Raw genomic sequence first — 17,982 nt, forward strand, 5'->3', positions numbered from 1 at the left:
TCAACATATCTGGCGTTGATTTTTGGCACGCTGTTGAGTTCTCAAGGAACGGACGCTTCCTTTGTACTCACCCTCTCGGGCTTTCCTCCGGGCTTCCCTTCGGTCTTGCGTTTCCGACTCTATCAGACCGTTTCCGGTACCGATTTCCTCGGTGCTTTCCAGGTTCCCGCTTCCGCGTTTCCCTTTCCGGCGACTCCGACTTTATCAGAAGTTTCGGGCCGGACTGACCGGCCGCTCTTTTCCGATTCATGCGGGAGTGGGGCTTCTTTGGAATCAAATTTCCCAGAAGCAGACAGACACTCACTGCTGCCGACCGGACCAGATCCAGTTCTAGGCAACTGTTCGAATCTACCTCCCCGACCGGTCCGTGTCAACGGCTCCTTTGGGGCGAAGAGGAGACTAGCAGCTCAGCGGGAGTGCCCGCACATCAGGCAGCCGTAGGGACGGTTGAGCTGCGTTCGGATGCCTCAACGTCGCCTGTCTCACCGGCGCGTACGGCACGACCGCCCAGGACGAAGACGTACGACAGGAAGGTGCCTTCGGCGATGATGCCGATCCCAATGCGGGCCCAAGTGGGAAGTCCCGACGGGGTGACGAAGCCTTCGATGGCGCCGGAGACGAACAGGACCAGGGCCAGGCCTATGGCCATGCCCACGGCGGCTCGGCCCTCTTCCGCGAGGGCTGTGCGGCGCGACCGTGGGCCTGGGTCGATGAGGGTCCAGCCGAGGCGCATGCCCGTACCCGCCGCTACGAAGACTGCCGTCAGTTCGAGCAGGCCGTGCGGGAGGATCAGGCCGAGGAACGTGTCGAGCCGGCCTGCCGATGACATCAGGCCGATGCCGACGCCCAGGTTGAGCATGTTCTCGAAGAGGATCCAGAGGACCGGTAGGCCCAGGAAGACTCCCAGGACAAGGCACGTCGCGGCGGCTTGGGCGTTGTTCGTCCAGACCTGCGCCGAGAAGGCGGCTGCCGGGTGGCTGGAGTAGTAGGTCTCGTACTCGCCACCGGGACGGGTGAGTTGACGCAGTTGGCTCGGGGCCGCGATGGATGCCTGCACATCGGGATGGGTGCCTATCCACCAGCCCAGGAGTATCCCGACTGCCGTGGACAACAGCGCGGTGGGTACCCACCAATGGCGTGCCCTGTACACCGCGGCCGGAAAACTGTGCCCCAGGAAGTGCGTGACATCACGCCAGGAGGCGCGACGGGTTCCTGTCACCGCACTACGCGCGCGTGCCACGAGTTGACTGAGCCGACCGGTGAGCTGGGGGTCCGGGGCGCTGGACTGGATCAGGGAGAGATGGGTGGCCGTCCGCTGGTAGAGGGCGACGAGTTCGTCGGCCTCGGCGCCGTTGAGGCGACGCTGGCGGCGGAGCAGCGCGTCGAGGCGGTCCCACTCGGCTCGGTGGGCCGAGACGAAGACGTCGAGGTCCATCTGGTTGCCTGCTCCTCGGCTGCTCGTCGACTGCTCGTTGGGGATCAGCTTGTCGTACTGGGGCACGATGTGCCCTCAGCTTGGCAGACTGGCTCTTCCAGGGGCAGGGCAGGGGAAGGGCGGCGGGCGTGAGTGAGCTGGTGACGGGCGAGGCGGTGGCGCTGGAGTTGCGCCCCGCGAGGCTGCCCAGCAGGGCGCTGGCGGTGTTGCTCGATCTGATCGTGGCCATGGCCGCTTACATCGGTGTGAGCGTGGCTCTGATGTTCTCCACGGCCTCTTTGGACGACGCGGCGCAGATCGCGCTGTCGATCGCGTCCTTCGTGCTGGTCCTGGTGGGCGCGCCCATAGCGGTGGAGACGCTGAGCCATGGGCGTTCGCTCGGGAAGCTGGCGTTCGGGCTGCGCGTGGTGCGGGACGACGGCGGGCCGATCCGGTTCCGGCACGCGCTGGTGCGGGGTGCGATCGGTGTGGTCGAGATCCTGATGACGTTCGGGACCGTCGCCTGTATCGCCTCGCTCGTTTCGGCGCGCGGTCGGCGACTCGGGGATGTGTTCGCGGGCACTTTGGTCGTACGGGAAAGGGTGCCCGCCGGGCAGACGTCCTTCGTACCGCCTCCGCCGCTCTGGCTGACGGGACGTTTCGCCGAGCTTGATCTGTCCGCCGTTCCGGATGGGTTGTGGCTGGCCATCCGGCAGTACCTGACGCGGATGCAGCAGTTGGATCCGCAGGTGGGTTGGGCCATGGCCGAGCGGCTGGCCACGGATCTCGTGGCCCGTACGGGAGCGCCGGCGCCGCAGGGTGTTCCGCCGGCCGCGTATCTGGCGGCGGTGGTGCAGGAGCGGCAGGAGCGGGACATGCGGCGGGCCTTCGGGGACCGCGGAGCGGGGGCCCATTCGCCGTCCCAGTCGTTCGGGGGCGTAACGGCCGGCGGGTTCAGGCCTGGGACCGGTGTGCCGGGAGCCTTCGGCAACTCGGCGCTCCAGCAGCCTCCAGCTCCCCCTGCGCCTACGGACTCTGCTTCCGCGTCTGCTCCCGCCTTCTGGTCGGCCCCAGCCGCTCCCCCTTCGCCCACCGCGGGCGGCATGGGAACCGATCCGGTCCCACCGACGCCCGGCCCGCAGCCCCCGGCTCCGGCTCCGGCTCCGCAGAAGGCATCGCCCGCCGAGCCTCGATCCTCCACCGGATTCGCGCCGCCCGCCTGAGCCCCTCACGGGCCAGACCGGAATCCCCCCTCGTCCGACAGGAATCGGCGTCGCTCAGCCGAAGACGGACGGCGGCGACTCCAGTTCCTCCAACTCGATGCCGGGGGCCGCGAGCACGACGTCACCGGCGATGTGCACGGCATGCTGCTCGCCCGTGTCCAGGGCTGTGACCTGGTATTCGTCCACGGTCAGAGGGCCGTTGTCAGTGCCGTGTGTTTCTCTTTTCAGCAGAGCCCAGGACTGGTCCACGGTGCGCGGGGCGAGGACCGGGTCCGTGAAGGTGACCAGGCGGACGCGGGTCGCGGAGGAGGAAGGGGTGAGGCGCAGGAGACGGGTGGTGGCGATGAGGAACGCGGGGGAAGTGCCGGTGAAGGCGTGGGCGCGCACGTTGCCTTCGGCGGCATCGGTGCCGGTGGGGTCGGTGCGGACCCAGGTGACGCCGTCGAGGGCTGCGCCGCGCACCTGCCAGCTCGCCGCGTGGAGTTCCAGACGGATGGGGCGGCCGAGTTCGTCGAGGGTGAGGTCGACGGAGCCGTGGTGATCGCCGGAGGGGGCGGTGAGCTGGGAGACGTAGCGCCAGCCGGACGGGCCGGGGGCGCACTGGAAGTGCTCGTCCGCGAAGGGGGTGTGATCGTGCGGATCGTGGAGCGAATAACGGCCGCGGGGCATCGGGGTCCTGGGTCTTGACGGGCCGGTCCGGCCAAAGGAACCAAAGGGGCAGGCCCCCGGCACGGGGGTGCGGGGGCCTGCCTCGGAGGATCTGCTGGTGAGTCCTGCCGCCGTGACCGCGTCAGTGCACGGACGCGGTCACGGCGGACGGGGTCGTCGACTCAGTAGCGGTAGTGGTCCGACTTGTACGGGCCCTCGACCTCTACGCCGATGTACGCGGCCTGCTCGGGGCGGAGCGTGGTCAGCTTCACGCCGAGCGCGTCCAGGTGGAGGCGGGCGACCTTCTCGTCGAGGTGCTTGGGCAGCACGTAGACGTCGGTCGGGTACTCCTCGGGCTTGGTGAACAGCTCGATCTGGGCCAGGGTCTGGTCCGCGAAGGAGTTGGACATCACGAACGAGGGGTGGCCGGTGGCGTTGCCCAGGTTCAGCAGGCGGCCCTCGGACAGCACGATGAGGACCTTGCCGTCGGGGAACGTCCAGGTGTGGACCTGCGGCTTGACCTCGTCCTTGACGATGCCCGGGATCTGCGCGAGGCCGGCCATGTCGATCTCGTTGTCGAAGTGGCCGATGTTGCCGACGATCGCCTGGTGCTTCATCTTGGCCATGTCCGCGGCCATGATGATGTCCTTGTTGCCGGTCGTGGTGACGAAGATGTCGGCCTTGTCGATGACCTCGTCCAGCGTCGTGACCTGGTAGCCGTCCATCGCCGCCTGCAGCGCGCAGATCGGGTCGATCTCGGTGATGATCACGCGGGCGCCTTGTCCGCGCAGGGACTCCGCGCAGCCCTTGCCCACGTCGCCGTAGCCGCAGACGACCGCGGTCTTGCCGCCGATGAGGACGTCGGTGGCGCGGTTGATGCCGTCGATCAGGGAGTGGCGGCAGCCGTACTTGTTGTCGAACTTCGACTTGGTGACGGCGTCGTTCACGTTGATCGCCGGGAACAGGAGGGTGCCGTCGCGGTGCATCTCGTAGAGACGGTGGACACCGGTCGTGGTCTCCTCGGTCACGCCGCGGATCTCCGAGGCGAGCTGGGTCCACTTCTGCGAGCCGTCACTGATCGTGCGCTGCAGGACCTGGAGGACGACGCGGTGCTCGTCGGACTCGGCGGTGTCGAGGGAGGGGACCTTGCCGGCCTTCTCGTACTCGACGCCCTTGTGGACGAGCATGGTGGCGTCGCCGCCGTCGTCCAGGATCATGTTCGGGCCGCCGGTGGGGGTGTTCGGCCAGGTCAGCGCCTGCTCCGTGCACCACCAGTACTCCTCCAGGGTCTCACCCTTCCAGGCGAAGACCGGGATGCCCTGGGGGTTCTCGGGCGTGCCGTTCGGGCCGACGGCGACGGCGGCGGCCGCGTGGTCCTGGGTGGAGAAGATGTTGCAGGACACCCAGCGGACCTCGGCGCCCAGGGCGACCAGGGTCTCGATGAGGACGGCGGTCTGCACGGTCATGTGCAGGGAGCCCATGATGCGGGCGCCGGCCAGCGGCTGGCTGGCGGCGAACTCCCGGCGGATCGACATCAGGCCGGGCATCTCGTGCTCGGCAAGGGTGATCTCCTTGCGGCCGAACTCGGCCAGGGAGAGATCGGCGACCTTGAAGTCCTGTCGGTTGTCGACAGTCGTCATTGCGAGGTACTCCTCGGGGTTGGGGCGAGGTGGGTACGGCTGGTCTGCGCGGCGGCGGACACAGGGGTGCCCCAAGGAGGACACAGGCATGCCCGCGTGCGCGCAGCGCAGTCCGTCGGAGGCCCTCTCTCCCTCGGCCGGTCCGCGGTGGGACCGCCCGACCGCCATCAGCAGCGACGTCTGGCTCCGTCCCAAGTTACACCGGTAGGACCGGCGGTCCCCAGTCCGCTCCGGACAGTTCCAGCCGAACCGAGCGGGCGCCCGGCATCGGATCGGCTTCGGGGAGCGCGCCGACGGGGTGCCTACGAACGTTGGCGGGAGAGGGGCGGACGCGGGCGATCAGGGATGTTCGCGTCTTTGAGTCGGGCGGCGGATGTTGCGGGATGCGGGCAGAACAGGAGCCTCTGATCGATCTTGCGGGGCGTCCGGGACGGCGTTCCGTGCGACGAAGGTGTTGGGAGAACGACGTGACCAGTCCGGCCGGCCCTCCCCCTACGGGCAGCGGCGGTGCCGAGGGGCGGCGGTTGAAGCTGCTCGCGGTGACCGCGTGCCCGACCGGCATCGCACACACGTACATGGCGACGGAGAAACTTGCCCAGGCCGCCGCTAGCCCTGGCATCGACATGAAGGTGGAGACGCAGGGATCCGTCGGGGCTGAAAACATGCTCGAAGACAACGATGTCAGACTGCTGACGGCGTGATCGTCGCCGCGGACAAGGATGTGGACCTGAGCCGCCTCACCGGCAAGCGGGTCCTCGTGGTCGGGGTCGCCGAGGGCGTTCGTCATCCCGAGCGGATGATCGAGCAGGTACGGTCCGCGCCCGTGCACACCGCGGCCGGAGCGGCAGCCGTGCCCAGTGGCAGGGAACGGATTCTCGGGTACAAGTCGCTGATGAACGGGGTCAGTTACATGATCCCGTTCATCGTCGTCAGAGGGCTGCTGATCGCGATCTCCGGCTACATCGCCCTCGCCGCGTTCGTCGTACGGCGGCGGAGGGCGGCCCCGGTGACGCCGTGCCCGTCCAGCCGGGGTAGCGCGGGGCCCGTCGAGTGTCCCGGCGGGCCCTGTTGTCGTAGGAGCCGGGGAAGTCAGTGCCCGGCCGCCGGGTGCTGGGCCGGGCCTCCGGGGGTGGCTTCGCGGTCGGGGCCCTTGGTGGCTTCGGACTCGCTGTAGATGTCCGGTTCGAGGTAGATGACGCGGGCGATCGGGACGGCTTCGCGGATGCGGGACTCGGCGGCGTTGATCGCGGTGGCGACCTCGGCGGCCGTGTCGTCGTGCTGGACGGCGATCTTGGCTGCGACGAGGAGTTCCTCGGGGCCGAGGTGGAGCGTGCGCATGTGGATGATGCCGGTGACGGTGTGGCCGTCGACGACGGCTGCCTCGATCTTCTGGACGTCCTCGATGCCGGCGGACTCACCCAGCAGCAGCGACTTGGTCTCGGCGGCCAGGACCAGGGCGATCAGGATGAGCAGGATGCCGATGCAGAGGGTGCCGATGCCGTCCCAGATGCCGTCGTCGGTGAGCAGGGCCAGGCCGACGCCGCCGAGGGCGAGGACCAGGCCGATGAGCGCGCCGAAGTCCTCCAGGAGGACGACCGGCAGCTCGGGGGCCTTGGCGCGGCGGATGAACTGCGACCAGGAGTGCGTGCCCCGCAGTTCGTTCGACTCCTTGATGGCCGTGCGGAAGGAGAAGCCCTCGGCGATGATCGCGAAGACGAGGACGCCCACCGGCCAGTACCAGTGCTCGATCTGGTGCGGGTGCTTGATCTTCTCGTAGCCCTCGTAGACGGCGAACATGCCGCCGACCGAGAAGAGGACGATCGAGACGAGGAAGGCGTAGATGTACCGCTCGCGGCCGTAGCCGAAGGGGTGCTGCGGGGTGGCCTCGCGCTGGGCCTTCTTGCCGCCGATCAGCAGGAGGGCCTGGTTGCCGGAGTCGGCGAGGGAGTGGACGCCCTCGGCGAGCATCGAGGACGAGCCGCTGAAGGCGAACGCCACGAACTTCGATGCCGCGATCGCGAGGTTGGCGCCGAGTGCCGCCACGATCGCCCTGGTGCCGCCTGACGCGCTCATGTGTTCGCGGTGTCCCTTCGCCTTCGTACGTCTGTACCGGACGTCCAGGTCGGACATCCACGTCCGCCGTCTGCCCCGGACATCTGCCCGGATGGGCCGTCCGGCCGTCTTTGCCCGTCCTTTGCCGGTGGGCCATTCTTGCAGCCCTGTCCGGCGGCGGCTCGTCAGGTGTCCACAGGCCCGGTCATACGATCACAGTGGCCCGGAAGACCGTGCCGACGCCGGACACCTCGGCCTTGTCCCCGGCCGGGACGAAGACCGACTGGCCGGGGGCGAGTTCGAACTCGCCCGCCGTCACCGCACCGGCCGTGCAGAGCACGATCTGCGGGGTGTCGAGGGTGAGGTCGTGGACGCCTGTGCCCGCCGGGAGGACGTACCGGGACAGCCGGAACTCGTCGATGGGGGTCTCGTAGACCTCCTCGCCGTCCGGGGACGCCTCGGGGCGCAGCACTCCGGGGTCGCTCGCCTCGAAGCGGACGACGCGCAGGAGTTCGGGGACGTCGACGTGCTTGGGGGTCAGGCCGCAGCGCAGGACGTTGTCGGAGTTGGCCATGATTTCGACGCCGAGCCCGTTGAGGTACGCGTGCGGGATGCCGGCGCCGAGGAACAGGGCCTCGCCGGGCTGGAGTCGGACGTGGTTGAGGAGCATCGCGGCGATGACGCCGGGGTCGCCCGGGTAGTGGTGGGCGATGTCGGCGTAGGGCGCGTAGTCGCCGCCGAGGCGGGTGCAGACGGTCGCCGCCGCGGTGACCGTGTGGCGCGTCTCCTCCGGGTCGGCGGTGAGGATCGCCGTGAGGACCTCGCGCAGGGCGGCTTCCTCGGGGTGCGCGTGCAGGAGGTCGACGTACGGCTTCAAGGAGTCGACGCCCAGGCCGGCGAGCAGCTCGGCGGCCTGCAACGGGTCGCGGAAGCCGCACAGGCCGTCGAACTCCGTGAGCGCGCAGATCAGTTCGGGCTTGTGGTTGGCGTCCTTGTAGTTGCGCTGCGGGGCGTCCACGGGGATGCCCCGGCGCTCCTCGTCGGCGTAACCCTCCTTCGCCTGCTCCAGGTTGGGGTGCACCTGGAGGGAGAGCGGGGCGCCGGCGGCGAGGATCTTCAGCAGGAAGGGCAGCCGGGGGCCGAACTTCGCGACCGCCTTCTCGCCCAACTCCCGCTCCGGAGCCGCCTCGACAACCTCGACGAGCGTCCCGCGCGCGGTGCGCGAGGGTGCCCCCGGGTGCGCTCCCATCCACATCTCCGCCTGCGGCTCGCCGCTCGGCTCGACGCCGAGCAGTTTGGGGATGGCGGTGGTGGAACCCCAGGCGTAGGGGCGGACGGTGTTGTCGAGGCGGTCCATGTGGCTCTCTACCGGTTCTCTCTGCGTACGACCCGAGGACGACCTGGGTACGACGTGGCTTCGCGCCGCGTACGACGGTGTACGGCGGCTCAGGGTTTCGACGACAGGATCAGGCGCCGGCGGCGAGCGCCAGGTAAACGGCGGCGAAATCCGTCATGGCGATCAGCTCCGCGAGGGTCTCCAACTCGCCGCCGTCCTCGGGCTCCAGCTCGCTGATCGGCGTGTCGTGGCTGAGGGCCAGCTCACGGGCGGTCGGAGCGGCAGTGAGGCCGCCGATCGGACGGTCCCGGAGCAGCACCACGCGTGCGTGCAGCGCGGGCGTCTCCTCGACGCGGTCGCGGAAGAAGTCGTCGGGGTCGGCGCTCGCGGCAAGCGGGCCGGCCAGCAGGGCGTTGTGCTCGGCGAGCGCCTCGGGCAGTTCGGCGACGAGCGCGGGGCGGCCCGCCAACTCGGCGAGCGCGGCGGCGAATCGACGGCCCGCCGGACCGGCCGACGCACCCTCCGTCCAGATCACCGGGAGCGAGTCGGCGAGTTCGGCGGCCAGGGTCTTGGCGGGATTGCTGTACGTCACGACGGCGGGCCCGCAGCGCTCGGCGACCTGGTCGAGACGGTCGGCGACCTTCTCCAGGGCCTCCGGCGGCGCACTGAGCAGGCCTGTGCGGTCCAGGAGCGCGAGCAGCGGGGTGAGCAGCGCCCAGAGGACTCCGGGGGCGGAGGCGGCCAGGGGCTCGTCGTGCTCGTACGGTGCGGTCGCCATCGGTACGAAGAGGCCGTGGGCGCCGTCCACGGCCTCCGTGAGGGGGCTGCGGGACGGGGCCACGGCGACGACCGTGCAGCCGCGGCGGTAGGCCTGTTCGGCGAGCAGGGAGAGGCCGGGTTCGCTGCCGTCCGGGGTGGTGATCAGCAGCAGATCCACGGAGCCCGCCCAGCCCGGGAGTTCCCAACGCAGGGCGCCGGCGGCGGGGGCGACCCCGGTGGGTGCCAGGCGGGTCACGGGGCTGCTGGCGCCGGCGAGCTTGCCGAGCAGGTCGGCGACGCAGGTGGCGGCGGCACCGGGGCCCGCGATCAGGATGGCGCGGGGGCGGCCGTCCGGTTTCAGGTCGTGGACGCCGGCCTCGGCGGCGTGCCGGGCGGCTGTGCGCACCCTCGCACCGGCTTCGGCGGCACCGCGGAGCAGGGCTCGGCGGTCGGCCTCGACCAGTGCGTCCGGGGAGTCGAGCAGCGATTCGTCGAGCATGGGCGGAGGCCTCCGATCGCGTCGTCGTCGGTTACGCGGGGTGGCGGGCCTCGTCGACGAGGAGGACGGGGATGCCGTCCCGTACGGGGTAGGCCAGGCCGCAGTCCTCACCGGTGCAGATCAGCTCGGTGTCCTGCTCCTTGAGAGGGGCGTGGCAGGCCGGGCAGGCCAGGATCTCCAGGAGGCCGGCTTCGAGCGGCATGTGGTGTCCCTCCGAGGGCTGGGGCTACGACGGTGCGTGCGGATGTGCCTGGTCAGGTTACCGCCGGTGGGGAGTGCGTGCCGGGGTTGGGGCCGACGGGACCTGGGGGCTGCGCCCCGGACCCCGCTTCGGCCTCAGCGGCCTCGTCCTCGATGCCGGACGGGCCGGAACCCCCCGACCGGCAACGAAAGGAAACCGTCAGCCTCTGATGATCCCCAGCACCTCGTCCCGCACCTTCCCCATCGTCGCCTCGTCCCGCGCCTCCGTGTTGAGCCGCAGCAGCGGTTCCGTGTTGGAGGGGCGGACGTTGAACCACCAGTCGGCGGAGGTGACGGTGAGGCCGTCGAGTTCGTCGAGGGTCAGGTCGTCCTGGCCCTCGTAGGCGGCGCGGATCGCCGCGAGGCGGGCCCCCTGGTCGTCGACCGTGGAGTTGATCTCGCCGGAGCCCACGTAACGGTCGTACTGGGCCACGAGGGCGGAGAGCGGGCTGTCCTGGCCGCCCAGCGCGGCGAGGACGTGGAGGGCGGCCAGCATGCCCGTGTCGGCGTTCCAGAAGTCCTTGAAGTAGTAGTGCGCCGAGTGCTCGCCGCCGAAGATCGCGCCGGACTTCGCCATCTCGGCCTTGATGAAGGAGTGGCCCACGCGCGTGCGTACCGGTGTGCCGCCGTTCTCCTTGACGACCTCGGGGACCGACCAGGAGGTGATCAGGTTGTGGATGATCACGCCCGTGCCGCCGTTCCTCGCCAGCTCGCGGGCGGCGACCAGGGCGGTGATCGCGGACGGCGGGACCGGGTCGCCGTTCTCGTCGACCACGAAGCAGCGGTCGGCGTCGCCGTCGAAGGCGATGCCGAGGTCGGCGCCCTCCTCGCGGACGCGTGCCTGGAGGTCGACGATGTTGGCCGGGTCGAGCGGGTTGGCCTCGTGGTTCGGGAAGGTGCCGTCCAGCTCGAAGTACATCGGGACCAGAGTGAGCGGCAGACCGGCGAACACGGTCGGGACCGTGTGGCCGCCCATGCCGTTGCCCGCGTCGACGACGACCTTCAGGGGGCGGATGGAGGTCAGGTCGACGAGGCCGCGGAGGTGCGCCGCGTAGTCCTCCAACGTGTCCCGCTTCGTGATCGTTCCCGTCGAACCGGAGGCCTCGGGGGCGCGCGAGTCCAGCCAGGATTCGACGAGTCGGCGGATCTCGGCGAGGCCGGTGTCCTGGCCGACGGGGGCCGCGCCCGCCCGGCACATCTTGATGCCGTTGTACTTCGCCGGGTTGTGCGAGGCCGTGAACATGGCACCCGGGAGGCCGAACGCGCCCGAGGCGTAGTACAGCTGGTCCGTGGAGCACAGGCCGATCTCGGTCACGTCGACGCCGCGCGCCGCCGCCCCGCGCGCGAAGGCGGCGGAGAGTCCGGGGGACGAGGGCCGCATGTCGTGTCCGGTCACGATCGCGGTGGCGCCGGTCACCTGGACGAAGGCCGCCCCGAACAACTCGGCCAGGGACTCGTCCCACTGGTCCGGGACGACGCCCCGTACGTCGTACGCCTTCACGAGCTGCGACAAATCAGCAGACACGGCCAACCCTCCAGAAAGTCCTATCGGTCGCCCCAAACTACCCGCAGGGACCGGCAGCGCGACGTGTGGTAACTGAGCCGTCCACAGACTCTTACCTGCGTTCAGGGCAGCCATGCGCGCGGGAAGCCCCTCCGGCGGGCTGGAGTCACCACGGGATGGTCGACCGAACTACCGGACAGCCGCCGTCAGTTCTCCGGCGACCGCAGCACCCGCAGATGCCCCCGGCGTGCGACCTCCATCGGATCCGCCGTACGAGCCCCGCCCCCGCTTCCGCCGCCGGCCCCGGCCGCCCGCTCCTGCGGGCGGGCCGCCTCGCGGACCGCGTTGGCAAGCGCTTCCAGGTCGTCGCCGCTCGGACGGGCCGGAGCGGAGCTGTCGAGGAGGCGGACGACCTCCCAGCCGCGGGGCGCGGTGAGGCGCTCGGAGTGCTCGGCGCACAGGTCGTAGCAGTGGGGTTCGGCGTAGGTGGCGAGCGGGCCGAGGACCGCGGTCGAGTCGGCGTAGACGTACGTCAGCGTCGCGACGGCAGGCCGGCCGCAAGCGGTGCGCGAACAGCGACGTACAGGGCTCACGACGTTGGACGGTACCGCACTCTTGAGCGGGCCGCGACGACTCTCCCTCAGGTCACTCCACCGTGTCGGGTTGCGAAACGCCCCACACACCTCTCCGACAACACGTCACTGACCTGCGCGAACACCCCTTCTCGGGATCTCGAACGGGGTCGGGCCCGGTCACCACTCGGCACAAACACCGTCAATTGCCTTGAGAGTGACGGTCTTGGAGACATACGGAATCGAGCCCAACCTTGGCTGGAATGGTCATCCGGCGACATGGCGCCCAGGGGACCGGACGGCGAGTGGAGTCCGGCGGCGGGACCTGACGGGGACTACGCTTCACCAGTGATGGACACCCCCGTACCGCCCCCCGCCGCCGGCCCCGGGCCCCGCCGCCGCGATCGCCACGGCCGGGGCATGCGCGGCCCGATCGCACCGCCGCAGGTTCCGCTGGCCGCGAGCCGGGCCGAGGCGTTCGCGGATCTGGTGCAGGACTCCGTGGAGCGCCTGGAGCGACGCTGGCCGCAGCTGGCCGACATCGATTTCCTCGTCCTGGAAGTCCCTCGACTGGGTGGTGCGGGCGAGGGCTGGAACGACGAGTCGGTGCCCATGGGGGGCACGATCGCCGCCCGTGAGGGGCAGCCCGCGCGCGTGGTGATCTACCGGCGGCCGGTCGAGATCCGCACGAAGGGACGCGACGAACGCGCGGCCCTGGTCCACGAGATCGTCGTGGAGCAGGTCGCCGAACTGCTGGGCCTCACCCCGGAGACCGTCGACCCGCGCTACGGGGAGGACTGACACCCTCCCCGCGCGCGTGGGGTCGCGGGCCGCTACTTCTTCTGGAGGACCGACAGGTCCTCGTCCGTCTGCGGCACCGACACCGTCCCGCGGTCGTCGGGCAGCGTCTGGATTGTGAAGCCCGGTACGCCTTCCTCGGTCGCCGAGATCGTCCGGGCCGCGTACACCGGGCCGCCCGACTGGGGTTCGACGGTCAGCGCGTAGGTGCCCTTCAGGCCGCCGGGGACCGGGAGTTCGACGTCCTGTGTGGTGCCGGCCTTGATCGTGTACGTCTTGGAGACCGGCGTACCGCCGCCGCTGCCGGCGGACGCGGTGACCTTGACGGTCGCCGCGCGGGTGGGCGCGACCAGGGACAGCGTGGAGCCCTTGGCGCTGTTGTCGGCGGCCGTCGCGCGCGTCCCGACCGCGCCGGTCGCCGGGATGAACGCCGTCTCCTGCTTGCTGCCCTTGCCCCGTACGACCTTCAGCGCGGCGACGACCGGCACGGACTGGTCGGTCGGCGTCAGGACCAGGGAGCCCGGGTCGCCGCGGGTGACGTCACCGAGGTCGACGCCGACCGTCATGCCCGCCTTGACGTGCACGGTCTCGTGCCCGGCCGGCGTGATCATCCCGGTGGGCGAGGAGAGCCGCACCTTCAGGTCGGCGTCCGAGTCGCCCGGTGTGAAGGCGATCAGCCGTACCGACGTGGCGTCCTTCGGGATGCCCGGCATGACCAGGCTGCCCGCCGGGTCGGTGGACGCGGCCAGCCAGTCGCCGCCGAGCTTGGCGTCGAGTGCCTGCACGGCCGCGCCGACCCTGCCGCTGCGCACGACCACGTGCACGGTCAGGTCGGTCTCCTGGTCGTCGGTGAGCGTGGACAGCAGGATCGGCTCGTCGGCGTGCGGCTCGACCGTGATGCCCTCCCCCACCGTCGACTTGAGGTCGCCGTCCTTGCCGTAGAGGTCGACGTCGACGACGGCGGCGGAGTCGTCCGGGTTGGTGAGGTTCACGTAGTCGGTGCGGTCGGCGGAGGTGCTGGCGCCCGGAAACCAGAACTCGGTGTCCGGGGCGGTGCAGTTGACGCCCTGGAGGCCTCGTCCGTTGCCCGCGGCGACCTCGGTGGTCTCCTGGACGGTCCAGCCGGGCGCGTACTTGCCCTCGGCCGTGCCGAGCAGCGCGGGCGAGTCGGCGCCCGAGCTGTCGCCCGTGGCCGGTGTGCCGGGGGCCTTGGGCTCCAGGGCGGGCTTGGCGGGCTTCTTCTTGTTCTTGCTGCTCGTGCCGTCGCCCGACTCCTGGCCCGCGGCCTGCAGTTCGGCCTTGCCGCTGTCGTCCGTGCCCTTAGTTACGGGCGTGAAGGACGTGTACGACGTGTCGGCGAGGTCGGAGGTGCTCGGCGCCGGGCAGAGCAGGCTGGTGCGCTCCACGGGCAGCTGGGCGGCCGCCTTGGCGGTGTGCGCGCCGGGCGCGGCCGGTGTCTTCATCTCGGCGAACCCGGTGACGGCGGCGAGCGCGGCCACGCCGGCGAGGAAGGACAGGGTGGTGCGGTTCACTGCTGGCTCCCGTCGGGGCGCTCACTGCCGTGCGGATGCTGCTGGGCGGGGTCGTAGTTCGGGTCGTAGGCGGGGTCGTAGTTCGGGTCGTAGCCCTGGCTCTGCCCCTGGTTCTGGTCGTAGCCCTGGTCGTACGTCGGGTCGTACCCCGGTGCCGGGGGCTGGCCGCCGTAGGCGTACGGGTCGTACTGGCCGCCCTGGTAGGGGTCCGCCTGGTACGACTGGTCGTAGGTGCCCGCCGGGTACTGCTGGTCGGCCTGGTACCGCTCGCCGCCGTAGGTGCTGTACTCGGCGCCCGCGTAACTCGCGGCGTCCCTCCCCCAGGCTCGAACATCCTCGCCCGGGGGGACCCCCATGCCGTAGGACTGCTGCTGCGGGATCGCGGCGGCGATCTCCTCCTCCGCAGGATGAGGTGTGGTGCCCGCGGCGAACGCGTCGAACTGCCCGGTGTCCGCGGGGTCGTCGGCCTGGTCGGTGGACTCGGCCTCCGCCTGGGCGCGCAGGCGGCGGGCCCGGCGGCCCTCGCCCGCGACCGCCTGGGCCGGGATCAGCTCCTCCTCGGGGAGGTCGTCGTCGACGTCGCGGCGGCGGCCCGGCAGGGCGAGCACGACGAGGACGAGGGCGAGCCCGCCCTGTGTCCACAGCCAGGCGGTGTGCCCGATCGGGTCGTCGTAGGTGACGTCCAACCGGCCGCCGGAGGACGGGAGTTCGAAGCCCTGGGCCCAGCCGTCGACCGTGGTGCGGGTGAGCGGCTTGCCGTCCAGGGTGGCCGTCCAGCCGGCAGCGGCGGAGTCGGCCAGGCGCAGGACGCGGCCGGTCGCGCCGGAAGGGATCGTGGTGTGGATGTCCACGGGTCCCGCGGCGACCGGCTTGGGGGCGGCGGTACCGGCGACGATCGCCGCGCGGGAGACCTGCGCGTTGACCCGCCACAGAGCGCTGCCGTCGGCCTGGCTGAGCCTGCTGAGGCCGGGGGTGGCGTCCAGGACGCGGCTGACCTCGCGGGGCGCGCCCTTGTGGACGAGGACGTAGCGCACGGCGAAGCCGCCGAGTTCGTCGGCCTGGTCGGCGCCGGAGCCGGCGACGAGGTTGGCGACGACCTTGTCGAGTCTGCTGTTCTCCCCGTCCGCCGCGGCGAACTCGCCGTCTCCCATGCGGGCGCCGGAGCCGCGCACCAGCATGTAGCCGACGTGGGCGGCGGAGTCGCTGTCGAGGACGAGGGTGCGGGCCTGGTCCTGGGTGTCGCTCTCCTCGGCGACGAAGGCGGGCACCTGTGTCGGGTCGCGGCGCTCCAGGGGGCCGTCGGCGCCGCCGAGCATCCAGCCGACGGCGACGAGCAGCGGTCCTGCGGCCGAGGCGAACGCGATCAGGACGGCCACCGGCTGGCGCCAGCCGAAGCTCTGTTCGGCGACACGCGCGCGTGCCCCGTCGGCGCCGAGCGCGGCGGCGGCGAGGAGTGCGAGGCCGTAGACGAGGGTCGCGGGGCCGGCCCAGGTGGAGCTGTTGGACAGGACTGCGAAGACGAGGCCCACCAGGGCGACGCCCCAGGCGGTCCGGATGCCGAAGGTGCGCTCGCTGCGCAGCAGGGCGGCGAGCGCGGCCAGCACGATGCCGATGAGCATCAGGCCGTTGACCGTGCCGGGACCGCCCGGGCTGGCGCCGAGCAGGTCGAGGGGGGACGCGGACCCGGAGCCGTACTCCAGGCCGGCCTGCTGGAAGAAGCCGAACGGGAGCAGCGTCAGCGACCAGGGCGCCAGGATCAGCAGCGGGGTGCCGAGCTGGGCCAGGAAGCGCAGGCCGTAGGCGGTGATGTCGCCCCTTCGCACGGCCAGCAGCGCGATGCCGAGGATCAGGGCGATGGGCCAGATGATCGGCGTGAAGGCGGTGGTGACCGTCAGGAGCAGGGCGTAGGCCCAGGTGGCGCGCCAGCTGCCGCGGGCGCCCGAGGAGTGCGTCAGGCCGCTGGCGGCGATGCCCGCGCGGGCCGCCAGCGGGAGCAGCACGGCGAGTACGGCGGTGCCGATGCGGCCGCCCGCGAGGGCGCCGGTGGCGGCGGGCAGGAAGGCGTAGACGACGGCCGCCCAGGCGCGCAGCAGGCGGGACTCGACGAGCGGGCGGGATGCGAAGTAGGCGGTGAACCCGGCCAGCGGCACCGAGGCGACCAGCAGGACCGTGACCGCGAGGCCGGTCGAGCCGAACAGCAGCGAGGAGAGCATCGCGACGAGCGCGAGGTACGGCGGCGCGGACGGGGTGCCGCCTGCGCCCACCGGGTGCCAGGAGTCCAGGAAGCGGGACCACAGTTCGCCGGAGGCTCCGGGCGCGGGCAGCATCGCGCCGCCCGTGAGCGCGCCGCCGCCGAGCAGGTCGCGGCAGGCGACGAGGGAGACGAGCAGCAGCACCAGGAACAGCACCGGGCCGGGCTTGCGGGCGATGCGCTTCACGCGCGCGAACTGCTCGATCTCCAGGAAGTCCGCGTCGTCGCCGCCGGGTCCGGACTCGACCGCACCGCCATGGCGGCCGGCCCCCGAGGTGATCTCGGGGTCGGAGGTGTCGACGAAGCTGGCGGCGGCCTGTTCGAAGGTCGCGCGCAGGGTCGCGCCGGGCGGCGGGAAGAGCGGCCGCAGCTCCGCCTTGTCGATCTGCGGGGTGCCGCGCCTGCGCCGCCCGGCGATGATCCGCTCGGGGCGCAGCAGCGTCCCCAGGAGGCCGCGGATCTCGTCGAGGGCCTGTCCGGGGACCTTGCCGACGAGATAGCCGAGGGTCCGCAGCACAGTGCCGACGACGACCCTGACGAGGACCCAGGGCAGCACGGCCGTGCGGCTGTTGACGAGCAGGGTGTAGACGGCGCCGGCCTTGTCGACCTTGTGCGGGGAGGCGACGGTGCGGCCCGCGCAGTCGACCGCGCGGCGCTCGCGGGAGGCCGCCTCGGCGTGCCGTACGACCGCCTCGGGGGCGACCAGGACACGGTGGCCGGCAGCGGTGGCACGCCAGCACAGGTCGACGTCGTCCCGCATCAGGGGCAGCCGGCGGTCGAAGCCGCCGAGTTCGTCGAAGATGTCGCGCCGGATCAGCATCCCGGCGGTGGACACGGACAGCACGGGCCGGACGTTGTCGTGCTGTCCCTGGTCCTGTTCGCGGCGGTCCAGGCCGGTCCAGCGGCGCCCGGAGTGGGCGATGGTGACGCCGACCTCCAGGAGCTGCCGGCGGTCGTACCAGCCACGCAGTTTGGGGCCTACGACGGCCACGTCCTCGCGGCCGAGTTCGTACTCCTGGTCGACCACGCGCAGCAGTTGGGCCAGGGCGTCGGGTTCCGGGGCGGAGTCGTCGTGCAGCAGCCACAGCCACTGGACGGGCTCGCCGTGCGGGAGCTCCGGCATGTCGTAGGCGTCGTCGCGCCATGTGCGCGTGACGGGGTCCCAGCCGCTGGGGCGCTTCAGGTACGGCAGGTCGTCCGGGGTCAGCACGGGGGCGGTGCGGTTGGCCTCCTCGACGGCCTGGCCGAAGCCGGTGCGCCGGGCGAGGTGGAGCACGCGGTCGGCGCCGAGGGTCTCGGTGACCAACTGGGCGGAGTCGTCCGCGCTGCCGGTGTCGGCGGCCATGACGCTCTGCACAGGGCGTTCCTGGCCGAGCAGCCCGGCGAGCGCGTCGGGCAGCCAGCGGGCGCCGTCGTGGGAGACGAGCACCGCGGTGACTACGTGACGCGGGAACTCAGGAGTGGCAGCGTCGTGTTGGGCTGCCGTGTGGCTGTGCACGGACATCGAGGTACGG

The 17,982-nt window shown here is 71.2% G+C and carries 13 protein-coding genes and 1 pseudogene; 3 read left to right on the top strand and 11 right to left on the bottom strand.

Going from position 1 to position 17,982, the window contains the following annotated elements:
- Positions 1-427 precede the first annotated feature (427 nt).
- Positions 428-1,435, bottom strand: a complete 1,008-nt coding sequence (locus AB0I51_RS07865; protein WP_362973114.1) for a stage II sporulation protein M — start codon at positions 1,433-1,435, stop codon at positions 428-430.
- 128 nt (positions 1,436-1,563) lie between these two features.
- Here AB0I51_RS07865 and AB0I51_RS07870 point away from each other — a divergent pair, with 128 nt between their 5' ends.
- A complete protein-coding gene (locus AB0I51_RS07870; protein WP_362972538.1) occupies positions 1,564-2,637 on the top strand; it encodes an RDD family protein in 1,074 nt (357 codons plus the stop codon).
- A 54-nt stretch (positions 2,638-2,691) separates the two neighbouring features.
- On the opposite strand, the gene AB0I51_RS07875 is transcribed toward AB0I51_RS07870, so the two are convergent.
- The gene (locus AB0I51_RS07875) at positions 2,692-3,306 is read right to left on the bottom strand and encodes a hypothetical protein (protein ID WP_362972540.1); all 615 of its coding nucleotides are present in this window, start codon (positions 3,304-3,306) and stop codon (positions 2,692-2,694) included.
- Between the two features lie 161 nt (positions 3,307-3,467).
- The gene (gene ahcY, locus AB0I51_RS07880; RefSeq protein WP_362972542.1) at positions 3,468-4,925 is read right to left on the bottom strand and encodes an adenosylhomocysteinase; all 1,458 of its coding nucleotides are present in this window, start codon (positions 4,923-4,925) and stop codon (positions 3,468-3,470) included.
- Positions 4,926-5,392: 467 nt separating this feature from the next.
- Here ahcY and AB0I51_RS07885 point away from each other — a divergent pair.
- Positions 5,393-5,880 (top strand): annotated as a pseudogene (locus tag AB0I51_RS07885) (fructose PTS transporter subunit IIB); the annotation flags it as partial.
- Positions 5,881-6,014: 134 nt separating this feature from the next.
- Here the strand turns inward: AB0I51_RS07885 and AB0I51_RS07890 are convergent.
- From AB0I51_RS07890 to AB0I51_RS07915, 6 genes are all read right to left on the bottom strand, one after another.
- Positions 6,015-6,998 (bottom strand): cation diffusion facilitator family transporter, encoded by a 984-nt coding sequence (locus tag AB0I51_RS07890; protein WP_362972544.1) that lies wholly within the window; start codon positions 6,996-6,998, stop codon positions 6,015-6,017.
- 184 nt (positions 6,999-7,182) lie between these two features.
- On the bottom strand, positions 7,183-8,334 hold the full coding sequence (gene manA / locus AB0I51_RS07895) for a mannose-6-phosphate isomerase, class I (protein ID WP_362972546.1): 1,152 nt from the start codon (positions 8,332-8,334) through the stop codon (positions 7,183-7,185).
- Between the two features lie 109 nt (positions 8,335-8,443).
- Positions 8,444-9,571 carry an SIS domain-containing protein gene (locus AB0I51_RS07900; protein WP_362972548.1) on the bottom strand — a complete coding sequence of 376 codons (1,128 nt, stop codon included), beginning with the start codon at positions 9,569-9,571 and terminating at the stop codon, positions 8,444-8,446.
- A 31-nt stretch (positions 9,572-9,602) separates the two neighbouring features.
- Positions 9,603-9,773, bottom strand: coding sequence for a Trm112 family protein (locus AB0I51_RS07905; RefSeq protein WP_019072213.1), 171 nt, complete (start codon positions 9,771-9,773; stop codon positions 9,603-9,605).
- Positions 9,774-9,971: 198 nt separating this feature from the next.
- On the bottom strand, positions 9,972-11,336 hold the full coding sequence (locus tag AB0I51_RS07910) for a phosphomannomutase/phosphoglucomutase (protein WP_362972550.1): 1,365 nt from the start codon (positions 11,334-11,336) through the stop codon (positions 9,972-9,974).
- A gap of 185 nt (positions 11,337-11,521) precedes the next feature.
- The gene (locus AB0I51_RS07915; protein ID WP_362973116.1) at positions 11,522-11,959 is read right to left on the bottom strand and encodes a DUF3499 domain-containing protein; all 438 of its coding nucleotides are present in this window, start codon (positions 11,957-11,959) and stop codon (positions 11,522-11,524) included.
- Between the two features lie 279 nt (positions 11,960-12,238).
- On the opposite strand from AB0I51_RS07915, the gene AB0I51_RS07920 reads away from it, so the two are divergent.
- Positions 12,239-12,688 carry a metallopeptidase family protein gene (locus AB0I51_RS07920; RefSeq protein ID WP_317887900.1) on the top strand — a complete coding sequence of 150 codons (450 nt, stop codon included), beginning with the start codon at positions 12,239-12,241 and terminating at the stop codon, positions 12,686-12,688.
- Between the two features lie 32 nt (positions 12,689-12,720).
- Here the strand turns inward: AB0I51_RS07920 and AB0I51_RS07925 are convergent, their stop codons facing one another.
- Complete coding sequence (locus AB0I51_RS07925; protein ID WP_362972552.1) at positions 12,721-14,217, bottom strand: DUF5719 family protein; 1,497 nt, start codon at positions 14,215-14,217, stop codon at positions 12,721-12,723.
- Positions 14,214-17,972, bottom strand: coding sequence for a glycosyltransferase (locus tag AB0I51_RS07930; protein WP_362972554.1), 3,759 nt, complete (start codon positions 17,970-17,972; stop codon positions 14,214-14,216). The genes AB0I51_RS07925 and AB0I51_RS07930 overlap by 4 nt, the downstream gene beginning before the upstream one ends.
- Positions 17,973-17,982 lie beyond the last annotated feature (10 nt).

Origin of the sequence: Streptomyces sp. NPDC050549, from assembly GCF_040655035.1 — a bacterium.
GTDB lineage: Bacteria > Actinomycetota > Actinomycetes > Streptomycetales > Streptomycetaceae > Streptomyces.

Coding starts and splice junctions, on each gene's coding strand:
- AB0I51_RS07865 (WP_362973114.1), bottom strand. CDS start 1,435: ATGGACCTCGACGTCTTCGTCTCGGCCCACCGAGCCGAGTGGGACCGC.
- AB0I51_RS07930 (WP_362972554.1), bottom strand. CDS start 17,972: ATGTCCGTGCACAGCCACACGGCAGCCCAACACGACGCTGCCACTCCT.
- AB0I51_RS07890 (WP_362972544.1), bottom strand. CDS start 6,998: ATGAGCGCGTCAGGCGGCACCAGGGCGATCGTGGCGGCACTCGGCGCC.
- AB0I51_RS07875 (WP_362972540.1), bottom strand. CDS start 3,306: ATGCCCCGCGGCCGTTATTCGCTCCACGATCCGCACGATCACACCCCC.
- ahcY (WP_362972542.1), bottom strand. CDS start 4,925: ATGACGACTGTCGACAACCGACAGGACTTCAAGGTCGCCGATCTCTCC.
- AB0I51_RS07900 (WP_362972548.1), bottom strand. CDS start 9,571: ATGCTCGACGAATCGCTGCTCGACTCCCCGGACGCACTGGTCGAGGCC.
- AB0I51_RS07920 (WP_317887900.1), top strand. CDS start 12,239: ATGGACACCCCCGTACCGCCCCCCGCCGCCGGCCCCGGGCCCCGCCGC.
- AB0I51_RS07905 (WP_019072213.1), bottom strand. CDS start 9,773: ATGCCGCTCGAAGCCGGCCTCCTGGAGATCCTGGCCTGCCCGGCCTGC.
- manA (WP_362972546.1), bottom strand. CDS start 8,334: ATGGACCGCCTCGACAACACCGTCCGCCCCTACGCCTGGGGTTCCACC.